Here is an 18737-nt window from a genome sequence, read left to right on the forward strand (position 1 = left end):
GGAACAATCAAAGCCTCGCCAACACCGCCGCCGCGCTTTCCGCAATCCGCGCCTTCTCCGCATCGGCGAACTTGTCGTAGGTCCGCACCATCTGCGCCATGCGCGGATTGCCGCCGATCTTGCTGCGGTGGCGGGCGATGAAATCCCAATAGAGCGGATTGAACGGGCAGGCATTGGGCCCTGTCCGCTGCTTCACGTCATAGCGGCAGGTGCCGCAGTGGTTCGACATGCGGTTGATATAGGCCCCACTCGCCGCATAGGGCTTGGAGGCGAGCATTCCGCCGTCCGCAAACTGGCTCATGCCCACGGTGTTGGGCAGCTCCACCCATTCATAGGCATCGGCGTAGACGCTGAGATACCATTCGTGGAGCGCGTGCGGATCGATCCCGGCCAGCAGCGCGAAGGTGCCCGTAACCATCAGGCGCTGGATATGGTGCGCGTAGGCGTGCTGGCGGGTCTGGATGACGGCAGCGCGCACGCAGGCCATGTCCGTCTGTGCGGTCCAGTAGAATTCGGGCAGCGGGCGCGTGTGGCCAAGGAAGTTGCGCCGTTCGTAGCCCGGCATCGTCAGCCAGTAGATCCCGCGCACATATTCGCGCCAGCCGATGATCTGGCGGATGAAGCCTTCCGCCGCATTCAGGGGCACGCGGCCCGCGCGCCATTCTGCTTCCACCGCGCGGCAGACCTCAAGCGGATCGAGCAGGCCGCAATTGAGATATTGCGCGATCACCGCGTGATAGAGGAACGGTTCACCCTCCAGCATCGCATCCTGATAGTCGCCGAAGCGCGGCAAGGCGCGCTGCACAAAGGCGCCGAACGCGGCTTCGGCATCGGCGCGGGTGACGGCGAACCGGAAGGGTTCGAGATCGCCGAAGTGATTGCCGAAACGCGCTGCAACCAGCGCCATGACCTCCTGCGTGATCGCATCGGGCGCAAATATCGGCGGGCGCGGCATGAAGAGATCAGGCGCGGCGGCCTTGCGGTTTTCTGCGTCGTAGTTCCACTCGCCCCCAGCGGGCTTGTCGCCCTCCATCAGCAGGCCGGTGCGGCGGCGCATCTCCCGGTAGAAGTACTCCATGCGCAGCGCCTTGCGCCCCTCGGCCCAGGCGCGGAACACCGGCAGCGGGCAGACAAAGCGCGTATCGGGGAGGACTTCGACGGGAAGACCCAGCGCTGCCTCCCAGCCCGCGAACATCTGCGCGACGCGCCATTCGCCCGCCTCCGTGACGAGGATGCTGGCAGGCCGGTGCATTGCAACCGTGCGGGCGACTTCGCCGGTGAAGCTGCCGGTGTTGCCCGGATCATCGAGCTTCACGTAGTCAACCGTCCAGCCAGCCCCGCGCAGTTCCTCGGCAAAGTGGCGCATGGCGCTGAACAGGAAAGCGATCTTCTTCTTGTGGTGGCGCACGTAGGTCGCCTCCTCGCTGACTTCGACCATCAGCACACGGTCGCGCGCCTTGTCCCCCGCCATGAGCGAGGACAGCGCCGGGCTGAGCTGATCGCCCAGCACGAGGACGAGGCGGTTCACAGATCCAGCGCCAGTTGCGCGATGGGCGCATGCTTGCGCGATTTCTGGCCCGTCATCGGCATGCCCGCCTTGCGACTGCCGTGTCTCTCGGCAATCCGGCTCGCGGTGGTGCGATGCCCCGATCCCTTGCGCACGGCGTGCAGCGCCTCGCGCGCGGCCGCGGCGGCCTTGGCATGATCGACGATGGGCGGCGGATAGGCGAGGCTAGCCGCACCCTCCCAGCGCCATGGCTCGTGAATCAGCGGCGTGGGCACATCGGCCACCTCGGGCATCCATCGGCGCACGAACGCGCCCTCAGCGTCCTGATCGTGGCCCTGTTTGACCGGATTGTAGACGCGCATCGTGTTGATCCCCGTTGTGCCCGATTGCATCTGCACCTGGCTCCAGTGAATGCCCGGCTCATAATCGACAAATTGCCGCGCCAAGTGCAGTCCGGTGGCCCGCCACGGCAGCCAGAGCTGATAGCTGGCGAAGGAAACCAGCATCGCGCGCATGCGGAAATTGAGCCAGCCGTGGGCCGCCAGCGCGCGCATGCAGGCATCGACGAAGGGAAAGCCCGTACGCCCCGCTACCCAAGCCGCCAGCCGTTCGGCATCGGGCACATCGGGGCGCAGGCCGTTGTAGGCGGGATGGAGGTTCTCGAACTCGATGCGCGGCTCGTCCTCCAGCTTCTGCATGAAATGGCAGTGCCAGTGCTGCCGCCCGGTGAACGAGATCATCGAGGCGCGCCAGCTGCGCGCGGCTGCGCTTTCATCGCCGCGCAGGCCCTTGAGGCGCGTCTGGCTCGCCTGCGCCACTTCGCGCAAGCTGAGCGTGCCCCAGGTGAGATGCGGCGAAAGGCGCGAACTGGCATCGAACGCGGTGACCGGGCTCGACATCTGCCAGCGATAATCGCGCCCGCGCCGCTCCAGAAAGCTGGCCAGCGTGGCAAGGCCTGCCGCGCGCCCGCCCGTCTGGCGCTCCGGGCAGGGATCGGGCGCAAGGCCCAGATCGCGCGCGCCCGGAATGCGCGCGGGCCAATCGCTGCCCAGCGGTTCGAGCGCGGCGGGCGGGGCGGCTACCGGTTCGGCCATGCGGCGATCCCACGCGCGCGCCCAGCCGTGGCGGGTCTTGAGGCGGCGGATCACGCCGGTCTGCGGCAGTTCCTGCCACGGAACGCTGGCTGCGCGCGCCCATGCCGCCACCGCCTTGTCGCGCGCATAAGTCCAGCCGCCTCCGGTCTCCTCATGGCTCCACAGCGAGGCGATGCCATGGCGTTCGTGAATGCGGCTGAGGACCGCGACGGCATCCCCGCGCACCACGCAAAGCGGCTGGCCGAGCGCGCCCAGCGCAGCCTGCAGTTCGGCGAGGCTTTCGGCGGCAAAGGCCCATTGCCGGGCCGAAGCATCGTCCTGCGCCCACAGGTCCGGCTCGGCGATATAGAGCGGCAGCACCGGCCCCTGCTCCGCTGCGAGCGCCAGCGGGCGATGATCGGCAAGTCGCAAGTCGCGCTTGAACCACACGACCTGCAGCGGCCGCTTCACAGCATCCCCTCGGCGCGTAGATGCCCTTCGATCTCGGCATCGAAGGCGAAGAAGCCGCGCCGCGCATGGGGCCAGAGGCCGGAATCCCAGCGGCGTCGCACCGGGCGCAGCACAATGCCCTGCGCAGCGAGCACAGACTCCATCGCAGCGAGGGCATCGGCTACCGGCCCGACTGGGGCATAGGGTGTCAGCACTTGCCGCGCGCCGGCGGCCCGTGCTGCGGCGATCAGGTTTTCGGCATCGAGCGTATCCGCCAGCGTCGAACCGCAGCGGCAATGCGCTGCGACGCGCGCTGCCGCATCAGCCACAGCGGCCCCGGCATAGCGCCGCGCCGCATCGCCCCAGAGCAGCGCGGGATCGCAGACCGCCAGCACGCCCAGCACCGGCGCATCGGCGGGCAGCAGCGCTTCCGCGTTGAGATCCTCATGGTGCACCAGCAGCAGGCTCGGCGCGGCGGGATCGAAAGCGGCGAGCGGTGCCAGTGTGGCTGCGGGCCCGACCGGCGCTTCGGCGAGCGCTTCGGCTTCCTGCGCAAGGCCGCGCGGCGCAAAGCGGCCCTCGGTGTAGCGCGCGATATTGTCGGCGCGGGCGAGGTAGGTCTTTCCGGCGGTCTGCAGCCCCGCCACCCAGCGCCATGAGAGCGTGTTGCTGGCGGCATCGGCATCGATCAGGTGCCGCAGGAAGAAATCCGCGCCCAGCGTCCACGGCAACCGCAGCGTGAAAATCCAGATCGAGGCAAACCACATGCGCGCGTGATTGTGGAGATACCCGGTTTCGACCAGCTCGCGCGCCCAGGCATCGAAGCAATCGATCCCGGTGCGTCCTTCCTCCGCCGCCTCCAGATCGGCGCTGCCCGCCATGGCCTCTCGCGCCGTATCGCGTTCGGCGAGGAACCGCTGCCAGACCGCACGCCGCAGTTCGAGCCAGCCCTTCCAGTACGTGCGCCAGCAGACTTCCTGAATGAATTTTCCCGCTGCATTGAAGCTGTGGCGCGCCAGCACTTCGGCGACGACATCCTGCTCGGTCACCAGCCGGTAGCGCACTGCCGGCGAAAGCCGCGATACTGCAGCAGGCCGCCCCGGCCCCGGATCGACATTGCGGCCGGCGGCGTAGGACGCGCCCGCGCGCGGCACGAACTGGCGCAAGTGATCGAGGGCAGCGCGTCGGGTCGGGGCGGGCAACATGGCCCAGGTCCTTGGCCCTGCATGCCGCTCCGGCCCAGATGGTCATGCGGGCAAGCCGCTGCAGCGGCAGAAAATGCGAAAATGGCCAAAGCGTAATGTTCTGCTCACACCTCGGACGGGCGTGCCCCCCTAGAACGGCTTTCGACGATGGGTGCCTGTCACGGGAATCGTGACGTGACGGTCCCCTGTTCCGATTGCCGGTCCGGCATCCATCGTCACCCAGCCGGCTGCCGCAAACCCAGCCCGCGCGAGAGCCATGACTCCAGCGCGCGCCTTGTCGTCTCCGGCGACTGCAATGGGGAATTGTCACGTGTCTCGTCCGATCTTCTTCGATCCCACCGGTCGCCGCCGCCGCCTGACCCGGCGCGGTGCGTTCATCGGGCTTGTCGTGCTGCTCTTGGCCGCAGTGATCTTCGCGACGACCGTGGTGGCGGTTCCGCCCCCTGCCGCGCCGCTCAGGCTCGGCTTCGAGCGGCAGGCGCCGTTCCCGCTGAAAACGCAGGTCAGCCGCATCTCGCATCGGATCTCGCAGCAGCTGGGCCAGCTGTTCGGCCGCCACACCGCACCGGCCGCGCTTGGCGGCGGCCAGCAGCTCAGCGTAGGCTTCTACACTTCATGGACCGACGGCAGCGCGCAGACCTTGCGGCGCCATATCGGCCAGCTCGATTGGGTCGCGCCGACGCTTTTCTCGCTGGGACAGAACGGCAATCTGGTCGTTACCGACGATGCGCCGATGCGCCGCGTGCTGACCTCGGCGCTGCGCCGCCCGCTGGTAGTCCCCGTGCTGCAGAACGCCGCCAACGCGAAGTGGGACGGCGCAGGCGCGACCGCCGTGATGGAAAGCCCCGCCCGCCGCGCGGCGCTCGTCAGCCAGATCGATGCCGCGCTCGACAAGTCCGGCGATGGCGGCGTGATGATCGACTTCGAAAACCTGCCGAAGCCCGGCATCGCCGCGCTGCGCGGCTTCGTTGCCGATCTTCATGCGCGGCTCGCCCCCAAGCACCGCGTTGTGGCGGTGACGATGCCGATCGACGACGCCGACTGGTCGGCCAAGCACCTCGCCGAGGTGGCCGACAAGGTCGTGCTGATGGCCTACGACGAGCATTGGCAGGGCGGCGAGCCCGGCCCGATTGCCTCGAACGGCTGGTTTGCCGGCCATCTGGCAGACCAGCTCAAGGGCCTGGCCGCGAACAAGGTCATCGTCGCGCTCGGCAACTATGGTTACGACTGGTATCGCGGTCATGCCGACGTGCAGACGGTGGAAGAGGCCTGGCTTTCCGCGCACGACAGCGGGACCACGCCGACATGGGACAAGGCCAGCGGCAACACCGGCTTCGGCTACCTCGATGACGAGGACAGCAACGCGGCGACCGCGCCCGAGCGGCATCAGGTGTGGATGCTCGATGCTGCCTCAAGCTGGAATCAGATGCAGATGCTCTCGCGCCTCGGCGTCGGCTCGGTCGCGCTGTGGCGATTGGGGTCGGAGGATCCGGGCTTCTGGGATGTCCTCAAGGCATGGCGCAATCCGCACGGCCTTGCTCCGAACTTGGGCCGGATCAAGGAGGCCAACAACGTCGATGTCGAAGGCAACGGCGAAATCCTGCGCATCGACGCGACGCCGGAGGAAGGCACCCGCCAGATCCACTATATCGCCGCCCAGCCGGGCCGGCCCAGCCTGATCGACGACGAGCAGTACGGTAACCTGCCGACGCCCTATGTCGTGCGCCGCACGGGCGACCGTCCTAAGCTGGTCGCGCTCACCTTCGACGATGGCCCGGATCCCAAGTATACGCCCGAAGTGCTTTCGGTGCTCGAACGCTACCACGTGCCAGCGACCTTCTTCATCATCGGCGAAAACGGCGTGGCCGGGCGCAGCCTGCTCCAGCGCATGGTCGCCGATGGGGACGAGATCGGCAACCACAGCTACACCCATCCCAACATGGCGGAGGATTCGGCGACCGGCGTGAAGCTGGAACTCAATGCAACCCAGCGCCTGATCGAGGCCTATACCGGCCGCTCCACCCGCCTGTTCCGTGCGCCCTATTTCGGCGACGCCGAACCCACCACGTCGGACGAGCTCTGGCCGGCGCTGATCGCGCAGCAGGAAGGCTACACCGTCGTCGGGCTCCATGCCGATCCGGGCGACTGGATGAAGCGCAGTGCCGACGACATCGTGAATCGCACGGTGGACGCGGTCGAGCATGCGACGCCCGACCGCAGCGCCAATGTCATCCTGCTGCACGACGGCGGCGGCGACCGCCAGCAGACCGTGCTGGCATTGCCGCGCATCATCGAACGGCTCGAGGCAGACGGCTACCGGCTGGTGCCCGCCTCCACGCTGGCAGGCCTCAAACGCGATGACGTGATGCCGCAGGTGAAGGGCTGGGATCTTGCCGCAGTGCGCGTCGACGTGGCGATCTTCTCCGTGCTCGCGGTGCTGCTGGCCGGGCTCAACTGGAGCTTCTTCTTCGCGATCGCGCTCGGCGTGATCCGCGCGCTGGGGCTGACAGGCCTCGCGCTCATACCCGACCGGCGTCCAAGGCCGTCAGACCTGCCCGCGACGGACAACGGCTTCCAGCCGCTGGTGAGCGTCATCATCCCCGCCTACAACGAGGAGCGCGTGATCGAGAGCTCGATCCACCGCATTCTGGCGAGCAATTATCCGCACATGGAAGTGATCGTCGCCGATGATGGCTCGAAGGACCGCACCAGTGAGATCGTGGCAGCAGCGTTCGGCGATAATCCTCGCGTACGGCTGATGACCCTGGCGAATGGCGGCAAGGCCTCCGCCCTCAACCGCGCGCTGGCTGTGGCGAGCGGAGAGATCGTTGTCGCGCTCGATGCCGATACCCAGTTCGAGCCGCAGACCATCGCGCGGCTGGTGCGCTGGTTCGAGAACGAGCGCGTCGGCGCGGTCGCGGGCAATGCCAAGGTCGGCAACCGGGTCAATCTCGTCACCCGCTGGCAGGCAGTCGAATACACCACCGCGCAGAACATCGAACGCCGCGCGCTCACCCGCTTCGGGGCGATCATGGTCGTGCCGGGGGCAGTCGGTGCGTGGCGGCGCAGTGCGCTCACCGACGTCGGCGGCTACCCGGAAGACACGCTGGCCGAGGATCAGGACCTCACCATCGCGATCCAGCGCAAGGGCTGGAAGGTCTGCTACGACGAGGATGCGGTCGCCTGGACCGAAGCCCCCGAAACGCTCGGGAGCCTTTCGAAGCAGCGCTTCCGCTGGGCCTTCGGCACGCTGCAGTGCCTGTGGAAGCATCGCTCGGTGTTGTGGCAGCGCCAGCCCGCCGGCCTCGCCTTCGTCGGCATGCCGCAGGCGTGGCTGTTCCAGATCCTCTTCGCGCTGATCTCGCCGCTGATCGATCTCGCGCTGGGTGTCTCGATCTTTGGCACGGCTGTGAGGGTCATGCAGCATGGCTGGGCGCAGACGCAGACCGATGTGCTGCGCATGGCGCTATACTGGGCCGTTTTCACCGTGATCGACCTCCTGTGCGGCTGGGTCGCCTTCCGGCTCGACGTGCGCGAGCGGCGCTTCCCGCCGATCCTGCTGCTCAGCCAGCGCTTCGTCTATCGCCAGTTGATGTACGGCGTGGTGATCCGCGCGGTGGGTGCGGCGCTGCAGGGGTTGGGGATCGGCTGGGGCAAGCTGGAACGGACCGGCCGGGTATCAGCTGGGCCAAACTCAGGTGGGCAGGCCTCAGGCGGGCCAACCTCAGGCGGGAAGCCGCAAGGTGGCGACAAGGCCCTTCCCGCCTGAAGCCCCGCCGGACGCCGGATCGCCGAGCGCGAACATCCCGCCATGGAGCCGCGCCACCGCCGCGACCATGGCAAGGCCCAGCCCCCCACCTGGCCGCGTCCGCGCGTTGTCGAGCCGGACAAACCGCTCGACCACGCGGGCCCGGTCGACCGGGGAAATGCCGGGGCCGTTGTCTTCCACGGCGATCTCTGCCCAGCTGGTGCCGTCCGCATCCAGCACGGCGCGAGTGGTCACGACAATCGCCTTGCCGCCATACTTGAGCGCATTGTCGATGAGGTTGGCCAGTGCGCGCGAGACGAGTTCGCGGTCCGCTGGTGCGGTTACGGGGTCAAGCCGCGCTTCGAGCGACACGCCCGATTGTTCGGCCAGCGGGTCATAGAGCTCGACCAGATCCTCCGCCACTGCGGCAAGATCGAGCGGGCGCCGCCGGTCTTCGACCGCGCCGCCTTCGATCAGGCTGATCTCCAGCGACGTCTCCAGCATGGCACGCAGGGCATCCGCATCGGCGCGCGCGGCCTGCAGCGCCTCCAGCGCGCGTGGCTCCTCCACTCGCGCCAGCGCAAGATCGATGGCCGCCGAAAGCCGCGTGACAGGCGAGCGCAAATCATGCGCCAGCGCGCCGGACACGGCACTGAGCTGCCCGACAAGTTCGCCGATCCGCTCGGCCATGAGGTTCATCTGCTGGCGAAGGTGATCGAAGCCGTCCCCTGTTCCTTCGATGGGCACGCGCGCGCCGAAATTGCCCGAAGCGAGCTCGGCCGCAGTTTCGGCGATGAGGTGGGTGCGGCGGCTGATGACAAACCCCGCGACCACCGCGCTGAGCAGCGCCATGAGGACGGCAACCGCGATGGTCAGTTCCGCAGTGGAAGCAAAGGCGACATCGATGCGCCGCTCGGTCAGGCTGACCACCCCGACGATCAGCCGCTCGCCATCGGGCAGCAGGCCGACGAGCGCCAGCCCCTCGCTCGGCGGTTGATCCGGCCCGCGCCGCACGACGACGGGCTGCGGCCGTGCTGCCGCCTGCATTTCGGGCACCCGCACCAGATTGCTGAGCACCGGCGGGCCCTTGCCGATCAGCGCAATGAACACGGCGGGATCGGCAGCACTGCCACGGCGGGCGGTGATGAATTCCGCCAGCTCCTCCCGTCCGCCGTCGTAATAAGCCGCCAGCAGGTCGTCGCGCACGTCGGTGACCTGGCGTTCGCGATCGAGCCGCACCACATCGAGCATCTGCCCGCGCAGAAACAGGATCACCAGCGCGCTGGAGAGGATCTGCAGCACGAAAATCGCGGTCACCAGCCGCAACATCGTCGGCGAGAGGCCGCGGCGGGCGGTCCGGCGGAATGGACGCAGCGCCATCGCTCCGCTCAATCGGCGGCGAGCCGGTAACCCGCCCCGCGCACGGTGTGGAACAGCGTCTGCTCCTCGCCATCATCGATCTTGCGGCGCAGGCGGCTGATGTGGACATCGATCACGTTCGTGCCGGGATCGAAGTGGTAGTCCCACACCGCCTCGAGCAGCATCGTGCGGGTCACGACTTCGCCCGCGTGCATCAGCATGTATTCGAGCAAGCGGAACTCGCGCGGCTGCAGCGCGATCTTGCGGGTGCCGCGGCGCACCTGCCGGGTCAGCCGATCAAGCTCGAGATCGGCGCAGCGGAGCGTGGTCTCCTGCGCTTGCCTGACCCCGCCCGCCGCGCGGCGCAGCAGCGCCTGTATGCGGGCGAGCAGCTCGCCGAACGAAAACGGCTTGCCGAGATAGTCATCTGCTCCGGCAGTCAGGCCGGCAATCCGGTCATCGGTGCTGGCCAGCGCGGAAAGCATGATCACCGGCGTCGCCAATTCGGCCGCGCGCATGGCCTTGAGCAGCGCCAGGCCGTCCATCCCCGGCAGCATCCGGTCGAGCACGACGAGATCGAACTGGCTGTCCGTCGCCAGAAACAGCCCGTCACGGCCATTATCGGCGCGATCGAGGGTAAAACCTTCCTCGGCAAGCCCGGACATGATGTAGTCCGCGATCTGGGGATCATCCTCGACGAGCAGAATGCGTCCTGCCACTGGGCCATTTCCATGTTGCAACAAAAACGAAGACTTGGCCGCGCACAATGGACACCCCGGCATCGCGCCGCAAGTGCTTTCCCGCGCGCGCCGAAGCCCTCCTCCCCGCTCACCACAGGCCTGACCTGAACGCGGGCTTTACCGCTACAAATTGTTGCTGAAATTTTCCGCTAAGGCATGACGAAGAATCGCGTTAAGACGCGCGCAAATCGCACGAGGCAACCTGCCGGAAAGGGAGTGTGCGCGGCGATTTTGCACTGATCAATGCCGGCCCGCGAACACGCGGCACACCGGACGGAGTACCACACGGGCGCAGTCTGCCGTTTTGGCGATGCACCCCATGCCGGATGACGAGATACCGATGGACAGCTCAACCCCGATCGCCCGCACCGTTAAGCACGCGGCCAAGAATGTGGCGAACCTCCTCGCCACGGCCACACCGGCTGCCCTCATGGCAGGCGTGAGCCCCGCATTTGCCGACACCACCGTCAGCACTGCGACGACCACCCCGCTGGTAACCTCGACCGCCGGCGCGGTGACCGTCGCCAGCGGCGGCACGATCAAGCTCGACACCGGCACGGCCGTGACGGTCGATGCATCGAAGGACGTGACGGTCCAGTCCGGCGGCACGCTCGACATGGGTGCGGGCAACGGCGCTGCGGGCGTCGTGGTCCAGAGCGGCACCACTTCGAACGTCTCGAACGCCGGCACGATCCAGGTGCTGGAAAGCTTCACCCCGCCCGATACTGACGGCAACGGCATCCCCGAAGGGCCGATCGCGCAGGCGACTGGTCGCTACGGCATCCGCGTCGCCCCCGGCGGCACGGCCACCGGCACGATCTCGAACACCGGCACGATCACCGTCGATGGCCTCAACTCGGCTGGTATCGCGGTGGATTCGGCACTGACCGGCTCGGTCACCAACACCGGCACGATCAAGATCAAGGGCGACAATTCGGTCGGCATCCGCACCGGCGCGGTTTCGGGCAACGTTGCGGCGGGCGGCACTATCGGCGTGGTCGGCAGCGGCACGCAGGCGCTGGTGGTGGACGGCGATGTCGGCGGCCTCGTCAAGATCAACGGCTCGCTCTCGCAGTCGGCAAGCTATACGGCAGATAGCGGGGCAACGCAGACCCTGCCGCGCAGCGCGCTTTCCACCGGAAAGGCTGCTGTCGAAATCAACGGCAACGTGGCTGGCGGCGTGATCGTGACAACCGCTTCGGGCAGCGGCACCACGGCGGAGACCACCGGCTCGATCCAGTCCGTGGGCAACGCCCCGGCGCTCCAGATCGGCGGCACCCGCGATATCACCATCGGCGGCGGCACCACCACCAATGGTACCTATTCGCTCGGCATCGACGGCAGCGTGGCGGCAACGTCCACGTTCAGCTCGACCAACGCCTCGGCGGTCGTGATCGGCGGCAAGGGCGGCAACGTCACGCTGACCAAGGGCATCGCCGTGAACGGCAGCGTGACCGCCACCACGGTCGACGCGGGCGCAGTCGGCATCCTGATCAACTCGGGCTCGACTGTCGGTACGCTCTACAATAACGGCACGATCAGCGCCGTGATCAGCCAGCCGGGCATCGGCTCTTCGGCGGCGATCAAGGACCTTTCGGGCACGCTCACCACGATCAACAACAACAAGACCATCTCGGTCACCGGTTCGAGCGAGGACCAGCTGGCCGCGATCGACGTCTCGGCCAACACCTCGGGCGTGACGATCAAGCAGTACCTCAACAGCACCGATGCAACCTCGCAGACCGCCGACAAGGCGGCCACCGGCTACGATCCCGATACCGCCAAGGTCTACACCTCGATCAAGGGCAACATCTACACCGGCAGCGGCAACGATACGCTCGACATCGGTTCGGGCACGGTCACCGGCAACAGCTTCCTGGGTGCCGGCAACGACACGGTGAAACTGGCTGACGATGCCAAGTACACCGGCAACATCGATTTCGGCACCGGCACGGGCTCGCTGGCGATGGCCGGCAACTCGCGCTTCACCGGCACGCTGATCCTGAACGATCAGGTCGGCACGCTGACCCTTGCCGACAAGGCAATCTATCGCGGCACGGTGACCGGCGGTTCGCAGCTGGCAGTCGCCGTGAACGGCGGCACGTTCGGGGCCAATTCGGCGACCACGACCACGATCAAGTCGCTCGATGTCGGCGCGACCGGCACGCTGGGCGTCTATGTCGACGGCGCGACGGGGACGGCCTCAAAGCTCGTGGCGAACACGGCGAACTTCGCCAGCGGCGCGAAGATCTCGGCCCGGGTCACCTCGCTCGCCAAGGCGGAAGGCACCTACACCGTGCTCAGCGCCGGTACGCTGACGGGCGGCGCCAACGTCGCCAGTTCGGCGCTCAACCTGCCGGTGCTGTTCAAGGGCACCGTGGCGGCGGCAGGCAACGACGTGACGCTGACGATCGCGCGCAAGTCTGCCAGCGAGATCGGGCTCAATGTCCCGCAGTCGCAGGCCTACAATGCGATCCTCGCCAACGCCGCGAAGGACACGCTGCTGCAATCGAGCCTGCTGCAGGCAGCCGATACCGCCACGCTGCAGACCCAGTTCAACCAGATGCTGCCTGATTATGCGGGCGGTTCGCTCGATCTGCTCACGCGCGGCACGCGCCTCGCGGCACGCCGGATCGATGACGATTCGAGCTGGTTCACCATCAGCAATGCCGGTGCGTGGGTCGAACCGATCTACTTCAAGGGCAAGAAGACGGCCGGCACCACGCAGGGTTACAGCAACAGCGGCGGCGGTCTCTCGCTCGGCTTCGAGAAGGCGCTGGGCTTCGGCCACGTCGGCGGCTCGTTCACCTACTTCACGGGCAATTCGACCACTGATGCCACGCAGAAGGTCAAGGTTAGCGACATCGAGCTGGCGGCGTTCTGGCGCCTCGCCTCGGGGCCGCTCTATGCCTACGCGCGCATCGGCTATGGCCGTCCCTCCTTCACTTCGACGCGCACCTTTGCCGGAACGGTCGATAGCCAGGCGTTCAGCTATAGCGCGGGCGGCAAGTGGAAGGGTACGATGATTTCCGGCGCGGGCGGCATTTCCTATGCCGTTCCGATCGGCGATCATTTCAAGATCAAGCCGCGCGCGACGATCGAATACTTCCGCCTCAAGGAAAACGGCTACACCGAAACCGGCAGCGCCCCGCTGGCGCTGACAGTGGCGGGCCGCACCAGCCAGGTGGTGAACGGCACGACCACGCTGGTGGCGAGCTGGAGCACGGCGCCGGGGGACTACGAAAACCGCCCCTTCACCGTCGAGGTCGAAGGCGGCCGCCGCAGCCGTATCTCGGGCGAGGTGGGCAACACCATTGCGACGTTCAATCGCGGCGCGACCAGCGGCGGCGATACTTTCACGCTCACAGGCCAGCAAATGCCTTCGGCCTGGACCGGTGAAGTCAGCCTGATTCAGGGCGGGCTCGACTACACGTGGAAGATCAGCGGCGGCTACGAAAAGCTGGAAGGCGGCGGCACCGGCTATTCGGCCCGCGCTTCGCTCGCCATCGCGCTCTGATCGTTCGATCCGGAAAGAATGAGGGGGTGGTCTCTGGACTGCCCCCTTTTTTGTTGCAGGATCAGGCCTGAATCAGCGCATTTTGCGCCTGAAACCACGGCACCATCCGCGCGATGGCTTCCTCCACCAGCGGGGTTGAAACCGCAAAGCTGAAACGCACGAAGCGGTGCCCATCGACCGGGTCGAAATCGATCCCCGGCGCAGTTGCGACACCGGTTTCCTCCAGCAGGCGGATGCAGAAGGCCATCGAATCCTGCGTGAGGTGGCCGATATCGGCGTAGACGTAGAATGCTCCGTCTGGCGGGGCGATCCGCGCGAGCCCCAAGGCCGGAAGCGCTGCCAGCAGCAGATCGCGATTGCGCGCATAGGTGCGGACATGGCCATCGAGTTCCGCGCCGCAATCGAGCGCCGCAAGGCCCGCGTGCTGGCTGAGCGAGGGCGGGGTGAGGAACAGATTGCCCATCCGCGCGCGCGCCTGATCGACCAGATCCGGCGGCACGACCAGCCAGCCCAGCCGCCAGCCCGGCATGCTGAAATACTTGGAGAAGCTGTTCACCACGATCGCCTCGCGGTCGGACGGCAGCATCGAGCTGGCCGGCGCGCCATAAGTGATGCCCTGATAGATCTCGTCCGAGACAATGCGGATCCCGCGCGCGCGGCACACCTCTGCAATCGCAGCCATTTCCTCGGGCGCGATCACGGTGCCGGTCGGGTTGGCAGGGCTGGCGATGATCACGCCATCGGGCGCGGGATCGAGCGCTTCGAGCGCGGCGGCGGTGATCTGGTAGCCGACTTCCGGTCCGCACGGCAGCTCGACCGGCTCGATATGCAGCGCGCGCAGCGTGTTGCGATAAGCGACATAGCCCGGCCGCGCGATGGCGACGCGCGCGCCGGGGCCGAAGCGCAGCGAAAGCGCGATGACCAGCGCGGGCGAGGCTCCGCAGGTGAGCACGATTTGGGATGGCGAGACCGCAACCCCGGTGGTCTCCTCCACGTATCGTGCGAGCCGGGCCAGCAGTTCGGTGCTTTCCCAGTAGCCCTTGTCTTCCTCGTCCAGCACGGCGCGGGCACGGGCGAGCGCTGCGGCCGGCGCGCCGGTTGAGGGCTGGCCATACTCCATGCGGATAACCGAGCGGCCCTCGGCCATGAGGCGCTGGGCAATGGCGGAGATCGTGATGGCGTGAAACGGATCGAGCAGAGCGGTCATGGAGGCTCACCTAGCACCACGCCCAAAGCGGCGCAAAGGTCCGGCAGTTGACAAGGACCGGCGCGCGGGCGAGCCTTCGCGGCAGATCCGGGCGGGAGAGCCGCACCGGGCACCGTGGGAGAGCCAGATCATGTCGACACCAGCCGGGGCGGCACCGCCGCATCAGATGCCTTTGGGCCAAGCCGCGATCATCACGCTGGGCGTGATCGTCGTGATCGCCGGTTTCGTCGCGCTGGGCGCGTGGCTGCATGTCACGCCGCTCTATGCGGGGTTCCTGCTGCTGTGGGCCTGGTCGGCGCTGCACGAACTCTCGCTCAAGGCGCTGCCCGGCGCGCTGATCGGCGCGCTTACGGGGGCGAGCCTCAGCTTCATGCTGCAAACGGGCGCCGCAATGGGCAGCCCGCAGCTGATCATACTGGCGCTGCTGCTGATGATCGTCGCGGTTTTTCTGGTCGTGGCCGGCCGCGCTGCGCTCTTCTGCAACCAGAGCACGATGTTGTTCATCACCGTGCTCAATGCGCCTGTGATTCAGGCTGGCGAGAACTTCCGCCAGGTCATTGTGGCGATTGCGCTGGGCGCCGTGTGGTTCGGTTTCGTAGCCTGGGTGATCAGCCGGTTCGTGCCTGCACCAGCGGCCGCGCCTGCCTAGCAGGTGGCGACGGTCTGTACGGGTGACGGATTGTAGATCTTCGTCAGATCGCGGTCGTCACGCACATAGAGCGCGGCTTCCTTGCGGATCAGCTTTGAGGGAAGCACACTGCCGAGGAAGAACGGTTTGTAATCATAGGCGATTTCGACGAACATGATCGCGGTCCCGGAATCGGCGGTCATCTTCGAGGTGGTATAGCCCATGCCTGCGAACGAGGTGCCCGTGGCGCCGGTACCCTGCGTTCCATAGCGCGAGGCCCATGTATTCTTGCCCCAGCAGCGCTGCCAGGCAATCCACTGGCCGCCCGAACTGTTGACTTGCAAGCTGGAGACGATCACCCGGCCGCGCGTCGGGATCTGCAGGTCCTCGGCCTGAAGCGCGGCGGCACGAAACACCTGGTTCATGTCGTATTCGCGGAACTGCGGCGCGCCATTGACCTGGGTCTGCTTCGCGCGGCTGGCGTTATCCGCAATGGTAATTGCCAACTGGTTCAAACGCACGTGGATCAGCGCGAGGTTGACCACTTCGACCCCCGTCAGTGACAGGCCCATGAGGAACGGCATGGCGAGGCCGAGTTCGACCGCGCTTACAGCACTGGTGCTGCGCGCAAGGCGCATGAATAACCGCCGCAGCGGCATTGCAGCATGGCGATCGGTGGGCCGTTGCGAAACGGTCATGGGCATTTCGATGTCCCCGTGCGGGTGGACTGGGTCGCGAAGGGCTGGTTCTTGAGGATCGTCGTCTGCGGAACGGTCTGGTATTCGGGCAGGCCGAACATCTTGGCGAACCCGAACCACTGCTTGTAGGAAACGGTCACCGTATAGACGACGACATCGTTCGCGCCGCCAAGGCCGGTCTTGCCCATATCGGCATCCCAGACACCATTGCCGTTCATATCGACAAAGCATTCGGTCGAGTCGTACGTGCCGTTCTTGTTGGTATCGGTAAAATCCTCCGGCATGCCGACCGCGGAGAATTCGGCATAGTTTTTCCGCGTGAACGTGACGCTCGCCGTGGGCATGACATACTTGATGCTGTTCGAAACCAGCGTGTCGAGCGTCGTCGAGTTGGTCTGGCCGCTCTGCAGCGACGATTTGCGCGCCGCCGCATTGATCGACCCCGTAAGCACCGTGCGGACGTAGTAGCCCTGTGCGATCTGCAACGTGCCGAACACCACCAGAAACAGGATCGGCGCTGTCAAGCCGAATTCGACAGCGCTGACACCGCGCCGGTCACGCAGCAACGCGTGCTCGCGCAGCCGGCGGAAGAAGTGGTGCATGGCGCGCCGAGCCATCACTTGTTGATCCGCAGGTCGGCCACCTGGCCGGCGATGAACTTGAAGGTGTTGTTGAGCGCGGTCGTATCGCTGGCGTAGTAGGCACGGCCAGCGGTCGCGCAGCTGGTCATCTGCGTGGTGAGCGAGGTGCCGAAGCCGATCAGCCAGACGGTATAGCCAAGGTTCTTGGCCTTGGTGCAGGCCGCAAGGAAGCGGTTGTTGTGATAGTTCTTCAGCGTGCTGCTCGTGGTTCCAGATGGCGCCACGCGGTTGTCGTACATTTCCTCGCCATAGGCGCTGTAACTGTCGATCGTCGGCGCCATTTCACCGTCGGTCATGAAGATGATGTGGCGGCTGACCGAGGGAAACTTGACCGGATCGGCGTTGACATTGGACTGGAAGAGCCCGGTCGGGCTCGCCAGACGCGCGCCCCAGATCATGCCGATATCATGATAGGTGCTGCCCGATGCCACCAGCGTGTTGACGTAGTTGTCGAGCCAGGTCGGCACGACCGTCGGAGCCGAGGTGTCGACATCGGTGAAGAGCATCGCACGCGGCGGGCACTGCGAACTTTCGCGCACGATGCCTGTGCCCGAAAGCGAGGTTTCGGTGCGCGGGCCGGTGTTGGTTCCACGATACCACAGCAGATCGTTCTCGTAGATCTTCCAGCGGGTGTCATCGTCCGTCGGCACGGAATCGATGTCGAGGTCGGTCGCCCCGCTCGGTACCGGGTTCATCGCGAGGTTCTGGACCGTCTTGCGCTCTTCGATGCAGCCGTCCCACTTGGTGTTGGTGGTGGTAAGCCCGGTCACGCCGGTGGTCCCGTTGAGTGCTGCCAGCGAGGGCATGTCGTAAGTGCCTTCGTTGGGCACCGTCGCGGTCGCCGAGATGTTGGTGACCACGGGCACGTTGCCCATGCCCTTGAAAGCGCTCATGTTGATCGTCGCGGCGTCGAAGGTCCAGTTGGTGAACTGATAGCGCGTGGCATAGGTCGTCGTCGTCACCGACTTGTTGCGCACGCAGGTACCTGTCGTGGCATTTTTGCCGCTGTCCTTGGTCCACGACCTGTATGAATAAGTCGTCCGGACGGTATTTGCAGGGGCTGGACCGCCGGTGTCCACGGGGTTGCCGCCCGCGCTGGGATAGGCATTGACGCCGTAGTTGTTGCAATCCGTCTGCGTAATGCTGGAGCCGAACGTTTCGGTGGTCGCCACAGGCGAGCCTGCCGTGGGGACAAAGACCTTGGTCTTGAAGTTCGCAAGCGCCGTCTGGAACGGCTGGGTGTCGGCGAAATAGCTCGTCGGCATCTGCCCGGCGGCGACGATGCCGCCCATGTTCACCGTCGCCGTATAGGGCACGAACCCGAAGCGGATGCGCGTATTGGTCTTGTCGACCACAGCGGCGGCCACGGTCTTGTAGAAATCGCGGATCGCCTGGCGCAGGCCCATGATCTTCGAGGTCGAGTCACTGTCGCAATCGGTGCCGTTGGGGTCGCAGGCCATCGAGCCGGTGGTATCGAGCACGAACATTACGTCTGCGCTCGCCATCTGCAGTTCGGCGCTGCACGCAACTGTCAGCGTAATCGACTTGAAGCCGAAGATGCCCATGATCACCGTGGGCATGACCGTCGACGCCGTCCCGCTTACCGCACCGGTGCCGGACGAAGCTGTGGTGAAGGCTACGCTCTGGGAATTGGTGGCGGACGGGTTGAAGTTGAAGTTGAACATCTTGTTCGCCTTCGCCGTCTCCGTGGTCCCGTAAGTGCCCGTGGTCGCCATGGCCTTGCGGCCTGCCAGCACGCCCGCATCGCAAGCATTCTGCAGGCTGGTCTTGGTCATGTAGGCGCGCGCCATATCGGTGCCGCTGCCTGCGAGGCTGACAAGGAGAATGATCGTGGCGAGGACAATGCCCAGCGTGTTGCCTGCCGTATCGCGCAGCAGGCTCCCGATCAGTGATCGCATCGAGGCGCGGAACTGGCCTCCCGTTGCTTTCGACCGACGCGGCAT

At 66.2% G+C, this 18737-nt stretch carries 12 protein-coding genes; 3 read left to right on the forward strand and 9 right to left on the reverse strand.

The features are described from left to right. Window positions 1-7: 7 nt before the first annotated feature. From Q0071_RS05005 to Q0071_RS05015, 3 genes are read right to left on the reverse strand one after another with little or no spacing between them, the layout of a single operon-like run. Entirely contained in the window at window positions 8-1528 is a 1521-nt protein-coding gene (locus tag Q0071_RS05005; protein ID WP_298165958.1) for a cryptochrome/photolyase family protein, read from the reverse strand. Then, complete coding sequence (locus Q0071_RS05010; RefSeq protein WP_298165960.1) at window positions 1525-3051, reverse strand: FAD-binding domain-containing protein; 1527 nt, start codon at window positions 3049-3051, stop codon at window positions 1525-1527. Before Q0071_RS05010 ends, Q0071_RS05005 begins: the two co-directional genes overlap by 4 nt. After that, the gene (locus tag Q0071_RS05015; RefSeq protein WP_298165962.1) at window positions 3048-4235 is read right to left on the reverse strand and encodes an FAD-binding domain-containing protein; all 1188 of its coding nucleotides are present in this window, start codon (window positions 4233-4235) and stop codon (window positions 3048-3050) included. The genes Q0071_RS05010 and Q0071_RS05015 overlap by 4 nt, the downstream gene beginning before the upstream one ends. 310 nt (window positions 4236-4545) lie before the next feature. Between Q0071_RS05015 and Q0071_RS05020 the strand changes: the two genes are divergently transcribed. Beyond that, window positions 4546-8004: a glycosyltransferase gene (locus Q0071_RS05020; protein WP_298165964.1), complete on the forward strand. Its 3459-nt coding sequence runs from the start codon at window positions 4546-4548 to the stop codon at window positions 8002-8004. On the opposite strand, the gene Q0071_RS05025 is transcribed toward Q0071_RS05020, so the two are convergent. Then, complete coding sequence (locus Q0071_RS05025; protein WP_298165966.1) at window positions 7960-9363, reverse strand: ATP-binding protein; 1404 nt, start codon at window positions 9361-9363, stop codon at window positions 7960-7962. The genes Q0071_RS05020 and Q0071_RS05025 overlap by 45 nt on opposite strands. A gap of 8 nt (window positions 9364-9371) precedes the next feature. Further along, complete coding sequence (locus tag Q0071_RS05030) at window positions 9372-10061, reverse strand: response regulator transcription factor (protein ID WP_298165968.1); 690 nt, start codon at window positions 10059-10061, stop codon at window positions 9372-9374. Window positions 10062-10422: 361 nt separating this feature from the next. On the opposite strand from Q0071_RS05030, the gene Q0071_RS05035 reads away from it, so the two are divergent. Then, window positions 10423-13599 carry an autotransporter domain-containing protein gene (locus tag Q0071_RS05035; RefSeq protein ID WP_298165970.1) on the forward strand — a complete coding sequence of 1059 codons (3177 nt, stop codon included), beginning with the start codon at window positions 10423-10425 and terminating at the stop codon, window positions 13597-13599. A gap of 61 nt (window positions 13600-13660) precedes the next feature. Here the strand turns inward: Q0071_RS05035 and Q0071_RS05040 are convergent, their stop codons facing one another. Continuing rightward, a complete protein-coding gene (locus Q0071_RS05040; protein ID WP_298165972.1) occupies window positions 13661-14806 on the reverse strand; it encodes an aminotransferase class I/II-fold pyridoxal phosphate-dependent enzyme in 1146 nt (381 codons plus the stop codon). 130 nt (window positions 14807-14936) lie between these two features. On the opposite strand from Q0071_RS05040, the gene Q0071_RS05045 reads away from it, so the two are divergent. Further along, on the forward strand, window positions 14937-15455 hold the full coding sequence (locus Q0071_RS05045; protein WP_298165974.1) for a hypothetical protein: 519 nt from the start codon (window positions 14937-14939) through the stop codon (window positions 15453-15455). Here Q0071_RS05045 and Q0071_RS05050 read toward each other — a convergent pair. Genes Q0071_RS05050 through Q0071_RS05060 form a run of 3 tightly spaced genes read right to left on the reverse strand, consistent with a single transcriptional unit; the run spans window position 15452 to window position 18737 of the window. Beyond that, complete coding sequence (locus Q0071_RS05050) at window positions 15452-16132, reverse strand: hypothetical protein (protein WP_298165976.1); 681 nt, start codon at window positions 16130-16132, stop codon at window positions 15452-15454. The genes Q0071_RS05045 and Q0071_RS05050 overlap by 4 nt on opposite strands. After that, window positions 16129-16749 carry a TadE/TadG family type IV pilus assembly protein gene (locus tag Q0071_RS05055; protein WP_298165978.1) on the reverse strand — a complete coding sequence of 207 codons (621 nt, stop codon included), beginning with the start codon at window positions 16747-16749 and terminating at the stop codon, window positions 16129-16131. The genes Q0071_RS05050 and Q0071_RS05055 overlap by 4 nt, the downstream gene beginning before the upstream one ends. After that, a complete protein-coding gene (locus Q0071_RS05060; protein ID WP_298165979.1) occupies window positions 16749-18737 on the reverse strand; it encodes a Tad domain-containing protein in 1989 nt (662 codons plus the stop codon). The genes Q0071_RS05055 and Q0071_RS05060 overlap by 1 nt, the downstream gene beginning before the upstream one ends.

This window comes from Novosphingobium sp. (genome assembly GCF_027486195.1).
GTDB lineage: Bacteria > Pseudomonadota > Alphaproteobacteria > Sphingomonadales > Sphingomonadaceae > Novosphingobium.